This is a genomic window from Edaphosphingomonas fennica, assembly GCF_003034225.1.
Taxonomy (GTDB): domain Bacteria; phylum Pseudomonadota; class Alphaproteobacteria; order Sphingomonadales; family Sphingomonadaceae; genus Sphingomonas_E; species Sphingomonas_E fennica.
In genome coordinates this window covers 1-2,485 of the sequence record NZ_PHHF01000074.1, presented here as the reverse complement: position 1 = coordinate 2,485, position 2,485 = coordinate 1, and the positions used below count along the sequence as shown (strand labels likewise).

At 62.6% G+C, this 2,485-nt stretch carries 2 protein-coding genes; both read left to right on the top strand.

Going from position 1 to position 2,485, the window contains the following annotated elements:
- Window positions 1-300: 300 nt before the first annotated feature.
- The gene (locus CV103_RS17580; protein ID WP_170112662.1) at window positions 301-1,326 is read left to right on the top strand and encodes an aldo/keto reductase; all 1,026 of its coding nucleotides are present in this window, start codon (window positions 301-303) and stop codon (window positions 1,324-1,326) included.
- Window positions 1,323-2,471, top strand: a complete 1,149-nt coding sequence (locus tag CV103_RS17575) for a sugar ABC transporter ATP-binding protein (RefSeq protein ID WP_107395672.1) — start codon at window positions 1,323-1,325, stop codon at window positions 2,469-2,471. The genes CV103_RS17580 and CV103_RS17575 overlap by 4 nt, the downstream gene beginning before the upstream one ends.
- Window positions 2,472-2,485 lie beyond the last annotated feature (14 nt).

The window sequence follows — 2,485 nt, the reverse complement described above, 5'->3', positions numbered from 1 at the left end:
CCGACGTTCCCCGCTCGCAGCAGCGCCAGTGGCCTGGTTTTGCGCCGCCCAATGGCCGGTTTTTGCTCCGCCGTTGACACGCGTCTGGTCCCAAACGTGGAGATGCGTGTCTATGACGGGAAAATCAGGCATCCGGACTCCACTCCCCGGGGCCTGACTCTGCTGGTCGGGTTCCCCTCCGTTGCTCTACGAATGACCATCGGACAAGAACTTGTCAAACTAATTTTTGTCTGACAAGTTACATATCGATCGAGAGCGGGACGCCACCCGCCAGTTTTGCTTTGGGAGGAGCAGATCACCGTGACCCTCAGCGTTTCCACCCGCCGTCGCGTTGGAAAAACCGGCCTCGAGCTCCCCGTTTTCGGGCTTGGCACCGCCCATCTCGGTGAGCTCTACGCCAAGGTCGACGAACCAGACTCCCGCGCCACGATGGATGCCGCCTGGGCGGCCGGCGTGCGCTTCTACGACACCGCTCCGTGGTATGGGCGCGGTCTTTCAGAACACAGGCTGGGCGGCTTCCTGCGCGCCAAGCCGCGCGGCGAGTTCCAGGTGACGACCAAGGTCGGTCGCACCCTGCACCGGCCATCCGACCCGAAAACATTCGATCGCTCTCCGTGGACCGGCGGACTGAACTTCGAGGTGAATTTCGACTATACCTATGACGGCGTCATGCGGTCTTACGAGCAGGCGCTCCAGCGGCTGGCGCTCGATACTGTCGACGCGTTGGTCATCCACGATCTCGACGCAGGCTTCCACGGCGACAAGCAGGCCGGCTACGAGAAGCAGCTTGTCGAGTCCGGCATCAATGCGCTGGTGGAGCTCAAGAAGTCCGGCGACATCCAGGCCTACGGCATGGGCATCAACAACAATGCGGCGCTTGAAGGCATCGCGACACAGGTCGACCTCGACTTCTGTCTCGTCGCCATGCCTTACACGCTGATCGATCAGGACAGCCTGACCCGCGGGATGAAGGCACTGCATGACCGGAATGTTTCCGTGATCATAGGAGCGCCCTTCGCTTCCGGCATTCTCGTTACCGGCTCCGGCGCCGGCGCGAAATATGCCTATGGCGCGGCTTCGCCTGAGGTGCAGGCGCGCGTCCGAGGCATCGAGGAGGCATGCAAGAAGCATAACGTCAGCATGCCGGTCGCGGCGCTGCAGTTTGTGCTTGCCCATCCGGCTGTGGTTTCCGTCATTCCGGGCGCGGCGAAGCCCAGCGAAGTCGAGGCCAATGTCGCGGCTTTGGGTGTGAAGATTCCGTCCGCATTCTGGGCAGACCTGAAGGCGCATGGGCTTCTCCATCCCGAGGCGCCGGTACCGGCATGAGCGACAGCGACGTTCCTCTCATCTCCGCGCGCGGCATATCAAAATCCTTCGCCGGCGTGTCGGTCCTGCGCGATGTCGACCTCGACTTGAAGAAGGGCGAGATCCATGCGCTTCTGGGCGAAAACGGCGCGGGCAAGTCGACGTTCGCCAAGATCATTGCCGGCGTCCACAGGCCGACGCGCGGTACGCTGAGCCTGAACGGACAAACTGTCGAGATTGCCAATCCGCTGGCGGCGCAGAAGCTCGGCATCACTCTTATTCACCAGGAGCCGATCTCCTTCCCGGACCTATCCGTCGCGGAGAATCTTGTGCTTGGAAGGGGAGAGGACGGTTGGTTCAATCGCGTGCCTTGGGCGGAAATGACCCGCGAAGCGCGCCGCCAGATGGACCAGCTCGGCGTCGCCATCGACGTCACAAGGCCCATGCGTGGCCTCTCCATCGCGGATCAACAGATGGTCGAGATCGGCCGTGCGCTCGCATCCGACAGCCGGCTCATCATCATGGACGAGCCGACAGCTCCGTTGACTCCCAGAGAGGTAGAAACGCTGTTCGGCATCGCTCGCCGCCTGCGCGACGAAGGGCGGACGATCATCTTCATTTCGCATCGTCTGGAGGAAGTGCGCGCGCTCTGTGATCGCGTCACGATCTTCCGCGATGGCAACAAGATTTCCACCGATCCGATCGACAGTCTGGCCGATACCGACATCATACGGCTGATGATTGGCCGGCCGCTCAAGGAATACATGCACAAGCATAACGCCTCGATCGGCGAGGTCGCTCTGGAGGTCGAGGGCCTGACGTTGCCCGGCCGCTTCCAGGACATCAGCTTCAAGGTGCGGCACGGCGAGATCGTCGGGCTGGGAGGGCTGGTCGGGGCGGGACGCACGGAGGTGGCATGCGCCATCTTTGGCATACAGCCGGCTGAGAGTGGCGTCGTGCGGGTGAATGGCGCTCCGGTCGACATTCGCCAGCCCCATGACGCTATCGCGCACGGGCTGGCTTTCGTGCCGGAGGACCGCGCCGTTTCCGGAATCTTCCGCACCCTGTCGGTGGAGCAGAACATCACGGCGGCCATTCCGGGTGAGAACGGCGGTGGAAAACTAGACCACGGTAGCGGCGGGATTGTCCGGCTGCGGGCGGCGTAAAAGTCGTCCACTTT